The organism is Martelella lutilitoris (assembly GCF_016598595.1).
In the GTDB taxonomy this organism is placed as follows: domain Bacteria; phylum Pseudomonadota; class Alphaproteobacteria; order Rhizobiales; family Rhizobiaceae; genus Martelella; species Martelella lutilitoris_A.
Genome location: NZ_CP066786.1, coordinates 4,214,230 through 4,227,248 on the forward strand (window position 1 = coordinate 4,214,230; position 13,019 = coordinate 4,227,248).

Consider the following 13,019-nt stretch of genomic DNA (forward strand, 5'->3'; position numbering starts at 1 on the left):
CCTTCTCGCCGGCCCGCAGTCTCGCGAACGCGCGCCCGGGATGCATAGACGCACTTGTTTGCCTTACCCCACTGGGTGATCAGGCGTTGCACTCAAGAGATTGGAAAGATAGGCGCCGTAATCCGTCTTTTTGAAGCGTTGCGCATGCTTTTCCAGCATTTCGTCATCGATCCAGCCCTGGCGATAGGCGATCTCCTCCGGACAGCCGGACTGCATGCCCTGCCGAACCGAAAGCGTGCGGACAAAATTGCCGGCGTCGAGCAGGCTCGAATGGGTACCCGTATCGAGCCAGGCATAGCCGCGGCCCATGCGCTCGACGCTCAGCGTTCCGTCGTGAAGATAGCTTTCCAGAAGCGTGACGATCTCGAGTTCGCCGCGGGGCGAAGGCTTTACCGAACGCGCGCGCGCGGGGGCTTCGCCATCAAGGAAATAGAGCCCGGTCACCGCATAGTTCGACGGCGGCACCTCCGGCTTCTCGATGATTTCTCTGACGCTGCCGGTCTTGTCGAACGCGACGACGCCGTAGCGCTCGGGATCGGCGACGTAGTAGCCGAAGACCGTTCCGCCCTTCACCTTGGCATCGGCGCTTTTCAGGATATCCGGAAGTCCATGACCGAAATAGATGTTGTCGCCGAGCACCATGGCAGACGGCGCGCCGGCAAGGAAATCCTCGGCCAGTATATAGGCCTGGGCAAGCCCGTCGGGCGAGGGTTGAGCGATGTAGGTCAAAGAAAGTCCCCACTGACTGCCGTCGCCCAGCAGCCGGCGGAACTGCTCCTGGTCGTCCGGCGTGGTGATGACCGCGATCTCGCGAATGCCGCTCAGCATCAGAACGGAGAGCGGATAGTAGATCATCGGCTTGTCGTAGACCGGCATGAGCTGCTTGGAAATCGCCAGCGTCAGCGGATAAAGCCGCGTGCCGGAGCCGCCGGCGAGAATAATGCCTTTGCGTTGGTTCATCGCTTTGCTCCGAGCGTTTCCAGAACGGCGTTCATGTCCTCGTTCCAGTCCGGCCGCCGCAGGCCGAAGGCCGACAGGGCCGCGCAGTCGAGACGGGAATTCAGCGGGCGGGCTGCAGGCGTCGGATAATCGGAGGTCGGTATGTCATTGACGACAACGGCCTTGCCGGCGGCCGCGAAGATCGCGCGCGCGAATTCGGCCCAGCTGACATCCGGCGCGCCGGAGAAATGGTAGATGCCGGATTTTCCGGGCTCGGTGATCAATTGCTCGGCGATCGTCTTGCAGGCTGCGGCAATGGCCCTTGCCGACGTCGGCCCGCCGATCTGGTCCCTGACCACATTGAGCGCGTCGCGGGTCTCGGAAAGACGCAGCATGGTTTTCACGAAATTGCTGCCGTGGGCGGAAAACACCCAGCTTGTGCGCAGGACCGCATGGGAAGGTCCGGCTTCGGCGATGGCGCGTTCGCCGGCAAGCTTTGTCCGGCCATAGGCGCTAAGCGGCGCCGGTTGCCGGTCGGTCGCAAACGGCGTCTCCCCCGTTCCGTCAAAGACGTAATCGGTGGAGATATGGACCAGCGGAATGCCCAGTTCCGCGCAGGCGCGCGCCATCGCGCCGGGCGCTTCCCCGTTGATGCGGAGCGCGATGTCCTCTTCGCTTTCCGCCTTGTCGACGGCCGTATAGGCGGCGGCATTGATGACAGCCTCCGGCGCAAGGCGCCTGATCGCCTCACCGCAAGCGGCCGGGTCGGAAAGATCCGCCTCTTCGCGCGAGAGGAAACGGGCGTCGGGCAGAATGCCGCGCAGTTCGCGCGCGACCTGGCCGGTGCTGCCGAAAACGAGGATCATGCCTTCACTCCCAGTCTGGCGCCGACGCCCTTTCGGCCTTGGAGGGCTCGCCACCAGTCTTCATTGTCGAGATACCACTGCACCGTCTTCTCAAGCCCCTCCTCGACCGTCACGGAAGGCCGCCAGCCAAGCTCGTCCCGTGCGCGGCTCGGATCGATGGCATAGCGCAAGTCATGGCCGGGCCGATCGGTCACGAAGGTGATCTGGTCCGCATAGGATCCGTGCGCAAGCGGACGCTTCCCGTCCAGAAGCGCGCAGATGGTCCTGACCAGATCGAGATTGGTGCGCTCGTTCTCGCCGCCGATGTTATAGCTGCGTCCGGGCTTTCCCTTTTCGATGACCGTCAGAAGCGCTTCGGCGTGGTCTTCGACAAACAGCCAGTCGCGGATGTTCTCGCCCTTGCCGTAGACCGGGATTGGCTTGCCGGCAAGCGCGTTGATGATCACGACCGGGATCAGCTTTTCGGGAAAATGATAAGGCCCGTAATTGTTGGAACAGTTGGTGACAAGAACCGGCAGGCCGTAGGTCTCGTGCCAGGCGCGCACGAGGTGATCGGAGGCGGCCTTGGAGGCGGAGTACGGCGAACGCGGGTCGTAGGGCGTCGTCTCGGTGAACATGCCGGTCGAGCCGAGCGAACCGAAAACCTCGTCGGTGGAGATGTGATGAAAGCGGAATCCCTCCGGCTTTCCCTTCCCGGCCCAGTAGCTGCGTGCGGCCTCCAGCATGTTGTACGTGCCGTTGATATTGGTCTCGATGAAATCGCCCGGCCCGTCGATCGAGCGGTCGACATGGCTTTCGGCGGCAAGGTGCATCACCGCATCCGGCTCATGCATTTCGAAAACCCTGTCGAGCGCCGCGCGGTCGCGGATATCGGCGTGCTCGAACGCATAGAGCGGGCTGTCGGCAACGCTTGCGACATTCTCAAGGCAGGCCGCATAGGTCAGCGCATCGAGATTGACGACATGCATGCCGCGTGAGACGGCAAGGCGCACGACCGCGGATCCGATAAAGCCGGCCCCGCCGGTAACGAGCAATTTCATGGCGCGACCTCAATAGGTGAAGGGGCTCTGGAAGTCCCGGAAGGACCGGGCGTCCCGGTCCTTTTCCGAAACGGTAAACTGGACGCCGGAAAGCGGCCATTCAATGCCAATATCCGGATCGTCGAAGCGAACGGATCCGTCGCAGTCCGGCGCGTAAAAGTCGGAGCACTTGTAGATGATCTCGCTGTCGGGCTCGAGCGTCATGAAACCGTGCAGGAAACCGGCGGGGATCATCAATTGCCTGCCGTTTTCGAAGGAAAGTTCGAGGCCATACCACTGGCCGAAGGTCGGCGAGCCTTCGCGGACATCGACGGCGACGTCAAAGATGCGCCCGCGTCCGCAACGAACCAGCTTGGCCTGCGCATGCGGCGGCGACTGATAGTGAAGTCCCCGCACCGTGCCGACCGTCCGCGAGAGGGAATGATTGTCCTGCACGAAATCGATATCGACGCCGAGACCGGACATCACCTTCCTGTTCCAGCTCTCGGAGAAAAAACCGCGCTCGTCTCCGAAGCGCCTGGGCGTCAGTATGACGAGATCAGGAATATGCGTCTTCTCAATTTCCATTTCAAAATACACTCTAATCCGTTCGAATCTGCGCCTGACGATCAGGCTGCCCGACAAGGCGGGACCGTCGATCTCAACGGTATTACGGCAAAACGCCGCAATGTCAAAAACGCATTCAGCCGGGATCCGCGCCCATCGTCGAGACGGCCTACCAGCTTTGCGATCCCATGTTGAGCAGAAAACGGTTGTGACGGATCGAGGTCTTTATGCAGAGAGGCGCAACCAACCCTGCCTTGCAGCCCGAGTGCAGCGGGTGGGAGATGGTCCTGGTTGCGATTTGAGGGTCGGCATCAGTGTATCGTGGCGGACGCTGCCTCCCCTGCGCTGACGATAGGCATCAGGCCCGAAGGAGTTTCAATCCTCTTGCCAGATACCGGGAACAAACGGCAGCGCAAAGCCGGAAGGGCAGAACAGCCGCGACGGCCAGCGCTGCCGGCGTTTGTCCCGCGCTCGATCGATAGCGCGGGGCCGGGCCTTTCTCAGCCCTCGTCTTCCTCGTCGTCGGCGAAGGAAACCAGCTTGGAGCTGTAGGTCTTCTCGCCAAGACGGTCGATCAGGTCGAGCTGCAGCTCGAGCCAGTCCTTGTGGCCTTCCTCGTCAAGCACGATCTTCTCGAACAGCATGCGCGTGCCGATATCGCCGAGCTCGGCGGCATGCAGCGCCGCCTCGGTATAGACGGCGATCGCCTCTTCCTCGTCGGCCTTGTCGGCCTTGAACATCTCGGGCAGGCTTTCGGCCTTCTGCGGGGGCTTGTCGAAGGCGATCTTCGGCGATGCCTTGAGGAAGAACAGCCGCTCGATGAACTGGTCTGAATGGCCGAGCTCCTCCGACATCTCCTCGCGCATCTTTGCCGCCATCTTCGTCAGGCCCCAGTCCTCGAGCGTATGAGCATGCAGCTGATACTGATGGGCAGCGCTCATCTCCATGTTTACCGCGCGCTGGAGATATTCGATCAATTTGGTGTTTTTCATCGCTGTCATCCTTTCCCGGTTGGCGGTCCACGGTGGTCGCCGCCCGCCAAAGGGCGCATTGCGGCAAGACCCCGTTGAACCGATCGTAAGACACATATGGCCTTGCCGTTCGCGCCGACAAGGGCTTTCGGTCGGCGCGACGACCTCAACGCTGCGGCGAGGTGTCGCGAAAGGCCTTGAGGTAATGCCGTTCGAAATAACGCTTCAGCCAGTGGAACACCCGGCTCTTCGGCAGGACGATATTGTGCTTCAGATTGCGGAAGACGAGTATGCCTGCATCGAGCGTATCAACGATACAGATGAGTTCCGGCTTGAAGGCGCGGCGCGGCGCCTCGCCCTTCAGCGCGCAGGCGATGTTTTCCGCAGCCGCCACGCCCTGCAGGTCCGCCTGATGGGCCTGTTTCGGCATCCATTCCGGACCGGGAAAGGAGCCGCTGTCACCGACGACCCAAAGACCTTCGCGTCCCTTGACCCTGCACATCTCGTCGGCCGCGATCATGCCGCCGGGCGAAAGCGGCAGATCGGTGTTTTCGAGCCAGGCCGGGCCGGTCAGTCCCGGCATGAACAGGATCAGGTCGGCGGCAAAGGCGCCGCCTTCGGTCACCACCTGGTCCTCCTCGAACCGGACCATCTTGTGTCCGAGACGGGTCTCGATATCGCGCCGCTTCATCTCCTTCAGGAGGCCGTCGACGGCCTTGTCGCCAAGCCTCTGACCCGGCCTGTCGGAGGGATTGAAGAAGACAAGGCGGAACCTGTGGCGCCGCTTCTGTTTCCTGAGCAGGGTGTCGATGATGAACAGGAACTCGAACATCGGCCCGCCGCGCACCGCGCCCTGCTCCTTCGGGTTGGACGCAAAACCGACGGCGATCGTGCCGCCCTCCAGCGAATCCAGCCGCCGGGCGATCTCTTCGCCGACGGCGATGCCCTCGCAGGGCACCAGCGCATGCTCGATGCCCGGCAGTTTCCTGATGAAACGCGCGCCGGAAGCGATCACCACATGGTCGGCCCGGAAGGTGCCGTTGTCGGTCAGAACCGTTCGACCGTCCTCGGCAAGGCCGGTGACGCTGGCGGGCACATAGTCGATGCGATGCCTGTCAAAGAAGTCCGTAAGCGGCACTTTCAGCTTCTCGCCCTGCCGCAAATGCGCCGGCAGCCAGATCGTGCTCGGAAGGTAATGGAGCGCGTCGCGCGGCGAGATCATCCTGATCGTCACGGCGCTGTCGCGCCTGCGCAATTCGCGCGCGGTGGTGAGAGCCGCGAACCCGGTTCCGATAATCGTCACATTGGTCATATCGATACGCCTGTAATATATGTTTCTTCATATATACGCATATATAGCGTAATGGCAAATGAATTTTCAGGCGCCTCCGGGCCGGAGACCTTTGGGACCGACAAAAGGATCAGCCGGACACGATGAACGAGGCCCGGGACAGGGCCGGGTCATGTCACGGTGCATCGGGGCGCGCCGAACCGGAAACCGCAAACCGGATTCTTTTTGCGAATTTTATTGCAAATAATTCTCAATTACATTAAAAGCGGGTCTTGCTGGTCATTGCTTCCAAAATCCATTTGCAACGGGAGAGAAAGATGTTCGATACGACCCGGCGGTCGATACTGACCGCCATGGCAACTCTGGCAGTCACAGCGGCCACGGCCGTCATGCCGGCTTCGGCCGCCGAAGACGGCAAGTTCAAGGCGGTGACCACCTTTACGGTGATCGCCGATATCGCCCGCAATGTCGCCGGCGACGCGGCCATCGTCGAATCGATCACCAAGCCGGGCGCCGAGATCCACAACTACGCTCCCACGCCGCGCGATATCCTTCGGGCGCAGGGCGCCGACCTTATTCTGTGGAACGGTCTCAACCTCGAACTTTGGTTCGAGAAATTCTTCCAGAACCTCGACGATGTGCCGAGCGTCATCGTCTCCGAGGGCGTGGAGCCGATGAGCATTGCCGACGGCCCATATCAAGGCAAGCCCAATCCGCATGCCTGGATGTCGCCGACTTCCGCCCTGATCTATGTCGACAATATCCGCGATGCGTTCGTGGAGTATGATCCGGACAATGCGGACGCCTATGCCGCCAACGCCGAGGCCTACAAGGAAAAGATCCGCGCCGTTGTCGACCCGATCCAGGCGGAAATCGATGCCGTTCCGGAGGACAAGCGCTGGCTCGTCTCCAGCGAAGGCGCATTCTCCTATCTTGCCCGCGATTTCGGCCTGAAGGAGCTCTACCTCTGGCCGATCAATGCCGACCAGCAGGGCACGCCGCAGCAGGTTCGCCACGTCATCGACGTCGTACGCGAGAATGATATCCCGGTGGTTTTCTCCGAAAGCACGATCTCGCCGGCGCCGGCTCAGCAGGTCGCCCGCGAGACCGGCGCCGAATATGGCGGCGTGCTCTATGTGGATTCGCTGAGCGACCCGGATGGCCCGGTCCCGACCTATATCGATCTTCTGAAGGTGACGTCGGACCGCATCGCCAAGGGACTTTCGACCCATTCGTAGTCCACGGGACGGTCTGGCCGCGCGCCAAGCCTTTCCTTGCCGGGCCCTAGCCCTATCCTTGACAGCAATTGCGACGCCGCGCCTTATGCGGCGTTGCCGCGCATTCTAACCCAAAGGTATTGTCGGAATGAACAATCTTGCGGACCGGCGCCCCGACCAGACGGGGAAGGATCACGGAACCGGTATTGCCGTCAGCCATGCGACCGTGACCTATCGCAACGGCCATACGGCGCTGACCGACGCCACCTTCGCCATACCCTCCGGCACGATCGCCGCCCTTGTCGGGGTCAACGGCGCAGGCAAATCCACCCTGTTCAAGGCGATCATGGGCTTCGTCCGGCTGGCGAAGGGCGATATCTCCGTTCTCGGCATGCCTGTCAACGCGGCGCTGAAGAAGAACCTCGTGGCCTATGTACCGCAGTCGGAGGAGGTTGACTGGAATTTCCCGGTTCTCGTCGAAGACGTGGTGATGATGGGCCGCTACGGCCATATGGGCCCGTTGCGACGCGCGAAGAAGGCCGATCACGAGGCCGTCGACAAGGCGCTTGCCCGCGTCAACATGAGCAAATTCCGCCACCGCCAGATCGGCGAACTTTCCGGCGGGCAGAAGAAGCGCGTTTTCCTGGCCCGCGCGCTGGCGCAGGATGGCTGGGTCATCCTCCTCGACGAGCCCTTCACCGGCGTCGACGTCAAGACCGAGGACCAGATCATCAGGCTTCTGCGGGACCTGCGCGACGAGGGCCGGGTGATGCTGGTGTCGACCCACAACCTCGGTTCCGTGCCGGAATTCTGCGACCAGACGGTGCTGGTCAAGGGCACCGTGCTCGCCTATGGCCCGACCGGGGAAACCTTCACCGAGGCGAACCTGGAAAAGGCCTTCGGCGGTGTTCTGCGTCATTTCATGCTCCACAACGGCGCGAAGCACGAACAGCCGAACCCCGTCGGCATCTTCTCCGACGATGAACGGCCGCTGATCTTTCGCGACGGCATCGCGCAAAAGCGGGACGAGGATGAGAAAGCGGAGGGCAGGCGATGACGTCCGTAGTCCTCGAACCCTTCAGCTATGCCTACATGACGAATGCCATGTGGGTCTCCGCGCTCGTCGGCGGGGTCTGCGCCTTTCTCTCCTGCTTCCTGATGCTGAAGGGCTGGTCGCTGATCGGCGATGCGCTTTCCCATTCGATCGTGCCGGGCGTTGCCGGCGCCTTCATGCTCGGCCTGCCCTTTTCGGTCGGCGCCTTCTTCTCCGGCGGGCTGGCGGCGGCCGCGATGCTGTTTCTCAACCAGCGCACAAAGCTGAAGGAGGATGCGATCATCGGCCTGATCTTCTCCTCCTTCTTCGGTCTCGGCCTGTTCATGGCCTCGGTCTCTCCGACATCGGTCAACATCCAGACCATCGTGCTCGGCAATATCCTGGCGATCACGCCGGAAGACACGCTGCAGCTGGCTATCATCGGTTTCGTATCGCTGGCCATTCTTCTCGCCAAATGGAAGGACATGATGGTCACCTTCTTTGACGAGAACCATGCGCGCTCCATCGGACTGAGGCCGGGCCTGCTGAAGGCCGTCTTCTTCACGCTTCTCGCCGCCTCCACCGTCGCGGCGCTGCAGACCGTCGGCGCCTTTCTGGTGATCTGCATGGTGGTCACGCCGGGCGCCACGGCCTATCTCCTGACCGACCGCTTTCCCCGTCTTCTGGTTCTCGCCGTTCTCATCGGCACGCTGACCAGCTTTTTCGGGGCCTATGCGAGCTATTTCCTCGACGGCGCGACCGGCGGCATCATCGTGGTCCTGCAGACGGCGATCTTCCTTCTCGCCTTCTTCCTGGCGCCCAAACACGGCCTGCGGGCTGCAAGACGACGCGCCCGACAGGCCCTGGAGGCAGGCCAATGACCATTGTCGACACGCTCCTCATGCCGTTCCAGTTCTCTTTCATGGTCCGCGCCCTGATCATCTCGATGACGGTCGCCGTGCCCATGGCGCTGCTCTCCTGCTTTCTCGTGCTCAAGGGCTGGTCGCTGATGGGCGACGCGATCTCGCATGCCGTCTTTCCCGGCGTCGTCATCGCCTATATCATCGGCTTTCCATACGCGATCGGGGCGTTTGCGGCGGGCATGGCCTGCGCGCTCGCCACCGGCTATCTCAGCGAGAACAGCCGGATCAAGCAGGACACGGTCATGGGCATCGTCTTTGCCGGCATGTTTGGCCTCGGCCTCGTCATGTATGTGAAGATCCAGTCCTCGGTCCATCTCGACCATATCCTGTTCGGCGACATGCTGGGCGTGTCGTTGGCCGATATCGCCGAAACTGCGGCGATTTCTGTTCTTGTCGCCGCCGTGCTCGCCGTCAAGTGGAAGGACTTTCTGCTCCACGCCTTCGATCCCGCCCAGGCGCGCGCCGTCGGGCTGCGCGTCAATCTCCTGCATTACGGCCTGCTCTGCATGATCTCGCTCACCGTGGTGGCGGCACTGAAGGCCGTCGGCATCATTCTCGCCATCGCCATGATGATCGCGCCGGGCGCCATCGCCTTTCTGCTGACGCGGAACTTCTCGGCCATGCTGCTCCTGTCGGTCATCATCGCCGTCGCCTCGTCCTTTCTTGGCATCTACCTGTCCTTCTTCATCGATAGTTCGCCGGCGCCGACGATCGTGCTTCTGCTGTCCGCCGTCTTTGTCGCCGTGTTCATATATACAACCCGGAAGGCGGCGCGGACGGAAGCCGGGCAAGAGCAGCCGACGGCGCAATAGGCTCGATGACATTGCAATTGCGACGCAACTGGCTTAGTTGCGAAAGCCGGCGCTCGTTCGAAAGGCGCGGCGCCGGCCCGCAGGCAATGGAAGAGAGGATCGAATGGACATCGAAGCCCTGTGCGCCGAAAACGGCCTTCGCCTGACCAAGCCCCGCCGGGTCATTCTGCAGGTGCTCGCAAGCATGGATGATCATCCCGACGCCGCCGAGCTGCACCGGCGCGTGATCGAGATCGATCCGGGGATTGCGCTCGCGACCGTCTATCGCACGCTCAGGCTGCTTGAAGAAAAGGGCATTCTGGAAAAGCACAGGTTCGGCGACGGTCCCGCACGCTTCGAAAGCGCGGACCATCCGCACCACGACCACCTGATCGATATCGACACCGGAGAGGTCATCGAATTCCGCTCCGACGAGATCGAGCGGCTTCAGGAAGAAATCGCGAAGAAACACGGCTTCTCCATCGTCAGCCATAAACTTGAGATCTACGTCAAGCGCCGTCGATAGGCGTCTCTCCTCTGGGCCGTTCCCACGACCGGTATGGCAGGCGTTCGCGATCGACGCGACGCCGACGGGATGTATACATTTCATCAAAACATGACGAAATGACATTTTCCATTTTCGACCAATGACCGTATGACATTTATATCGCAACGCAGCTCAGGTCGCTCCATGCCCACACCGCCTTTCCGCGCCGATCATGTCGGCAGTCTTCTCCGCCCCCGCTCCGTTGCGGAGGCGCGCAATGCACATGTTCCCGCCGAAGAACGCCGCGCCATCGAAGACGCGGCGATCCCGGCGCTGATCAGGATGCAGGAGGATGTGGGTCTGAAGGTCGTCACCGACGGCGAGGCGCGCCGCGCCTTCTGGCACTTCGATTTCATGGGCATGCTTGACGGCATGGAGATGCAGACGCGCGAGGAAGGCGTGCAGTTTCACGGGACCAAGATCCCGCCGGTCCGTCCGGTGATCAACGGCAAGCTCGGGTTCCCCGCCGATCACCCGATGCTGGAGCACTTCGCCTTCGTGAAGGACCACACGACCGTCTGCCCGAAGATCTCGATCCCCGGACCGTCCTGCGTCCATTTCCGCACCGATCCGGCCGACGTGATGCCTGCCGCGTACAAGGATCCGGACGTCCTCTTCGCCGACATTGCGGCGACCTACAAACAGGCCGTCGACGCCTATTATGCCATCGGCTGTCGCTACCTGCAGCTCGACGACATCTTCTTCGCCTATCTCGGCGATCCCGAGCAGCGCGCCGAGCGCAAGGCCATGGGCCAGGACCCCGACTGGCTGATCGACCGCTATGCGTGGATGCTGAACGAGGCGATCAAGGACCGCCCGGCCGACATGCTGATCGGCATGCATATGTGCCGTGGCAATTTCCGCTCCACCTATGCCGCATCCGGCGGGTACGACGCAGCGGCGGACGCGATCTTCAACAAGACCGGCGTCGACATCTATTTCATGGAATATGACACCGACCGCGCCGGCGGCCTCGAGCCGCTGAAGCTTCTGCCCAAGGGAAAGAAGCGCGTCATGGCCGGCTTCATCACCACCAAGACGCCTGAACTGGAGAACATGGACTGGATCCGCAGCCAGTTCGACAAGGCCGCCGAATATGTCGACATGGACCAGCTCGGCATCGCGCCCCAATGCGGCTTCGCCTCCACCGAACACGGCAATGCGCTGACCGAGGACGACCAGCGCCGCAAGCTCGAACTCGTCGTCAAGGTGGCGGAGGATCTCTGGGGCGAGGCCTGAGACGGCCACGACGCTCGCCGCACGGCGCATCAGGCCGCCCGGCCGGGACCGGGCGGTTCAAGCCAGCCATATTTGACTTGACTACACTTATAGACAAGTCATAGTGGCCGGCATGTATCTTGGAATTGACATCGGCACCTCGGTCATCAAGGCCGCGCTCTTCGATCGCAAAGGGCATCAGAAGGCCGAGGCAAGCGAACGGATGTCGCTGCTCGAGGCCCCCATCGGCTGGTCGGAACTCGACGGCGAGGCGACCTGGGAGACCGCGGCTCGGGTGATTCGCAGCCTTCTGCGCGACGCCGCCGCCGCGCCGTCTTCGATCAGGTCGGTCGGCATCACCGGCGTCATGGTCGGGGTCTGGGCGCTCGATGAGAATGATCGCCTTCTGCGCCCGCCAATCCTGTGGAACGATGCCCGCGCGCGGAACCTCGTTGACAGGCTTCAAGCCGCAAAGCCGGGCCTGATCTCCGCCGTCTTCGCCCATTCCGGCTCGGTGATGCAGCTTGGCTGCACGCTGCCGGTGATGGCCTGGCTCGCCGAACACGAGCCGGAGGTGCTGGCAAAGGCCCGCCATATCCTGACGGCCAAGGATTTCATCCGCTTCCGGCTGACCGGCGCGATCGCCACCGATGAATCGGAAGCCGCCATGGCCCCCGGGTCGGCGGTGACGCGCGATTTCCATCTGGAACAGGCCGCGCTTCTCGGCATCGAGGATCATATCCGCCTGCTCTCGCCGGTGGCCCGGGGAGAGACGCTGGCCGGCGCAGTGACCGAGGCTGCAGCACAGGCAACCGGGCTGAAGGCCGGCACGCCCGTTGCCGTCGGCACCGGCGACACCAGCGCCTGCGTGCTCGGCGCCGGCGCCCACAAGCCGGGACAGGCCGTCACCGTGCTTGGCACGACCTGCCTCAACGGCGTCATCTTCGACCACGCCGTCTATGAGCCGCGCGATCTCGGGCTCTTGTTCATCGTTCCGGGAAAGCGCTGGATGAAATCGATGGTCAATGTCGCCGGCACGACGGTGCTCGACTGGGCGCTCGAAACGCTCTGCCCGGATATTCTCGCGGGCGAGGCGCCCTATGAGGCCCTTGGCGCACTCGCCGAGCAAAGCCCGCCGGGCGCGAACGGTGTCTCCTTCATCCCCTATCTCTCGGCTTCCGGCGTCATCGCGCCGCGTATCGAGCCTAAGGCCCGAGCCGGCTTCCATGGTCTCGCGCCGCATCATCGCCGGGCCGATATGGTCCGCGCCGTCTATGAGGGACTAGCCTATGCGATCCGGGATTGTTTCGTGGCAGTCGGCGGCGTCAAATCCTCCATTCGGCTTGTCGGCGGCGGGGCGCGCAGCCCGTTCTGGTCGCAGATGATTGCCGACGTCACCGGCGCGCCGGTCGAAGTGCCGGAGGGCACGCAGTTCGGCGCCAAGGGTGCTGCGCTCTGCGCGGCCGTTGCCCTTGGCGACTATGCCTCCCTGGACGAGGCCTGTGAAACGACGTTCGCGCTCAAGGCCCGCTTTGCACCGTCTGCGGAAACCAGACCGGCCTATGATGCCGGCTTTGCCCGGTTCAAGGCCGGCAGCGAGGCCGCACTCGGCGCGCTGAGGGCGGTCGCCGATTAAG

Annotated in this window: 13 protein-coding genes; 7 read left to right on the top strand and 6 right to left on the bottom strand. The window is 62.5% G+C overall.

Annotation, left to right across the window (positions count from 1 at the left end):
* Window positions 1–63: 63 nt before the first annotated feature.
* The 6 genes from rfbA to JET14_RS19920 all read right to left on the bottom strand — a co-directional run bounded on the left by rfbA (window position 64) and on the right by JET14_RS19920 (window position 5,674).
* Window positions 64–960 (bottom strand): glucose-1-phosphate thymidylyltransferase RfbA, encoded by an 897-nt coding sequence (gene rfbA, locus JET14_RS19895; RefSeq protein ID WP_200335904.1) that lies wholly within the window; start codon window positions 958–960, stop codon window positions 64–66.
* Window positions 957–1,805, bottom strand: a complete 849-nt coding sequence (gene rfbD, locus JET14_RS19900) for a dTDP-4-dehydrorhamnose reductase (protein WP_200335906.1) — start codon at window positions 1,803–1,805, stop codon at window positions 957–959. Before rfbD ends, rfbA begins: the two co-directional genes overlap by 4 nt.
* Entirely contained in the window at window positions 1,802–2,845 is a 1,044-nt protein-coding gene (gene rfbB, locus JET14_RS19905) for a dTDP-glucose 4,6-dehydratase (RefSeq protein WP_200335908.1), read from the bottom strand. The genes rfbD and rfbB overlap by 4 nt, the downstream gene beginning before the upstream one ends.
* Before the next feature lie 9 nt (window positions 2,846–2,854).
* A complete protein-coding gene (gene rfbC, locus JET14_RS19910; RefSeq protein ID WP_200335910.1) occupies window positions 2,855–3,412 on the bottom strand; it encodes a dTDP-4-dehydrorhamnose 3,5-epimerase in 558 nt (185 codons plus the stop codon).
* Window positions 3,413–3,891: 479 nt separating this feature from the next.
* Entirely contained in the window at window positions 3,892–4,383 is a 492-nt protein-coding gene (locus tag JET14_RS19915; RefSeq protein WP_200335912.1) for a bacterioferritin, read from the bottom strand.
* A gap of 145 nt (window positions 4,384–4,528) precedes the next feature.
* On the bottom strand, window positions 4,529–5,674 hold the full coding sequence (locus JET14_RS19920) for an NAD(P)/FAD-dependent oxidoreductase (RefSeq protein WP_200335914.1): 1,146 nt from the start codon (window positions 5,672–5,674) through the stop codon (window positions 4,529–4,531).
* 296 nt (window positions 5,675–5,970) lie between these two features.
* On the opposite strand from JET14_RS19920, the gene JET14_RS19925 reads away from it, so the two are divergent.
* From JET14_RS19925 to JET14_RS19955, 7 genes are all read left to right on the top strand, one after another.
* Entirely contained in the window at window positions 5,971–6,891 is a 921-nt protein-coding gene (locus tag JET14_RS19925; protein WP_200335915.1) for a metal ABC transporter substrate-binding protein, read from the top strand.
* A 127-nt stretch (window positions 6,892–7,018) separates the two neighbouring features.
* The gene (locus JET14_RS19930; protein WP_200335916.1) at window positions 7,019–7,927 is read left to right on the top strand and encodes a manganese/iron ABC transporter ATP-binding protein; all 909 of its coding nucleotides are present in this window, start codon (window positions 7,019–7,021) and stop codon (window positions 7,925–7,927) included.
* Entirely contained in the window at window positions 7,924–8,784 is an 861-nt protein-coding gene (locus JET14_RS19935; protein ID WP_200335917.1) for a metal ABC transporter permease, read from the top strand. Before JET14_RS19930 ends, JET14_RS19935 begins: the two co-directional genes overlap by 4 nt.
* Entirely contained in the window at window positions 8,781–9,638 is an 858-nt protein-coding gene (locus JET14_RS19940; RefSeq protein ID WP_200335918.1) for a metal ABC transporter permease, read from the top strand. The genes JET14_RS19935 and JET14_RS19940 overlap by 4 nt, the downstream gene beginning before the upstream one ends.
* Before the next feature lie 103 nt (window positions 9,639–9,741).
* Window positions 9,742–10,143, top strand: a complete 402-nt coding sequence (locus tag JET14_RS19945; protein WP_200335919.1) for a Fur family transcriptional regulator — start codon at window positions 9,742–9,744, stop codon at window positions 10,141–10,143.
* 165 nt (window positions 10,144–10,308) lie between these two features.
* Window positions 10,309–11,403, top strand: coding sequence for a 5-methyltetrahydropteroyltriglutamate--homocysteine S-methyltransferase (locus tag JET14_RS19950; protein WP_200335921.1), 1,095 nt, complete (start codon window positions 10,309–10,311; stop codon window positions 11,401–11,403).
* 112 nt (window positions 11,404–11,515) lie between these two features.
* A complete protein-coding gene (locus JET14_RS19955; protein WP_200335923.1) occupies window positions 11,516–13,018 on the top strand; it encodes an FGGY-family carbohydrate kinase in 1,503 nt (500 codons plus the stop codon).
* Window position 13,019: the final 1 nt, after the last annotated feature.

Excerpts from the sequence above, each read along its gene's own strand:
- JET14_RS19925 (WP_200335915.1), top strand. The coding sequence starts at position 5,971 with ATGTTCGATACGACCCGGCGGTCGATACTGACCGCCATGGCAACTCTG.
- JET14_RS19940 (WP_200335918.1), top strand. The coding sequence starts at position 8,781 with ATGACCATTGTCGACACGCTCCTCATGCCGTTCCAGTTCTCTTTCATG.
- JET14_RS19950 (WP_200335921.1), top strand. The coding sequence starts at position 10,309 with ATGCCCACACCGCCTTTCCGCGCCGATCATGTCGGCAGTCTTCTCCGC.
- JET14_RS19935 (WP_200335917.1), top strand. The coding sequence starts at position 7,924 with ATGACGTCCGTAGTCCTCGAACCCTTCAGCTATGCCTACATGACGAAT.
- JET14_RS19915 (WP_200335912.1), bottom strand. The coding sequence starts at position 4,383 with ATGAAAAACACCAAATTGATCGAATATCTCCAGCGCGCGGTAAACATG.
- JET14_RS19920 (WP_200335914.1), bottom strand. The coding sequence starts at position 5,674 with ATGACCAATGTGACGATTATCGGAACCGGGTTCGCGGCTCTCACCACC.
- rfbA (WP_200335904.1), bottom strand. The coding sequence starts at position 960 with ATGAACCAACGCAAAGGCATTATTCTCGCCGGCGGCTCCGGCACGCGG.
- JET14_RS19945 (WP_200335919.1), top strand. The coding sequence starts at position 9,742 with ATGGACATCGAAGCCCTGTGCGCCGAAAACGGCCTTCGCCTGACCAAG.
- rfbC (WP_200335910.1), bottom strand. The coding sequence starts at position 3,412 with ATGGAAATTGAGAAGACGCATATTCCTGATCTCGTCATACTGACGCCC.
- rfbD (WP_200335906.1), bottom strand. The coding sequence starts at position 1,805 with ATGATCCTCGTTTTCGGCAGCACCGGCCAGGTCGCGCGCGAACTGCGC.
- JET14_RS19930 (WP_200335916.1), top strand. The coding sequence starts at position 7,019 with ATGAACAATCTTGCGGACCGGCGCCCCGACCAGACGGGGAAGGATCAC.
- JET14_RS19955 (WP_200335923.1), top strand. The coding sequence starts at position 11,516 with ATGTATCTTGGAATTGACATCGGCACCTCGGTCATCAAGGCCGCGCTC.
- rfbB (WP_200335908.1), bottom strand. The coding sequence starts at position 2,845 with ATGAAATTGCTCGTTACCGGCGGGGCCGGCTTTATCGGATCCGCGGTC.